The sequence below is a fragment of the Vibrio sp. D173a genome (assembly GCF_030248475.1).
This window is the reverse complement of record NZ_JAHGAH010000575.1, coordinates 1-838: the sequence shown is the minus strand read 5'-3', so window position 1 is coordinate 838 and position 838 is coordinate 1. Positions and strand designations below refer to the sequence as shown.

Genomic DNA, 838 nt, shown 5'->3' with positions numbered 1-838 from the left:
TTACCTTAATTGGGTATACCAACAAGTAGCGGTTGTCGTATTGGTATTCATCGATAGCTTGGTTGAACGCGTTACAAATATTATGTACTCGTTGATGAACAATCTGCGGGAATCGCACCAATGCAGGTAAGCCGACATTCTTCTGTTCAAGCTGCTTTACAATATTGCTTAAAGGAATTTGATGATCCATTTTGCTTGGAGAGACATACACTTCTCCATTGTCATCAATACCGTAGAAACCTTGGCTCCAGTGCTTAACATTATATTCTGCACGGATGCGATCTAAATTAACTGATTGTTCCATTTCAAGAGACCTCACAATATAGGGCCATCACCAAGTAACACCCTGTTCATACATGCGGCATTACCCAAGTTAAATCGATAAGTTACGATTCGTTGGGCGCATTAACTGATATTCTGGCGAGCGAGTCCAATCATAGATATTTGTCGTCTCGACAAACGCTTTTTTAGACACGCCTGAGATAACGGTACATCAAGGTTTGCCGCCAATTCTGGAGCTAATACGCACCGTGTACAAAGTCAGATTTTTTTCGCGACCCATAAGAAAACCCCATTCAACTTCTTTTTCTGAGCACGCTTACCTTGTTTTTCTGAACACACCAACCTTGCACATTTTTTAAACTTTTTCTTATCGTTCCTTGTAAAACAAAAAGGGCTAGTATAAATTTAAACCACTGACCGATCGGTCAGCCAGCTAAACGGGGAGTAAAATGCAATGAACCAAAATCCAATAACCAATGATGAATCGACTGTCGGTGTTGATATGAACGCGATGTTTTCGGCTCAAAAAGCACACTTTCGTACTAACTCGAATCCC

General features: G+C 40.8%; 1 pseudogene. It reads right to left on the bottom strand.

Annotation, left to right across the window (positions count from 1 at the left end):
• Positions 1–304: pseudogene (locus KIV40_RS27630) on the bottom strand (arginine decarboxylase); the annotation flags it as partial.
• Positions 305–838 lie beyond the last annotated feature (534 nt).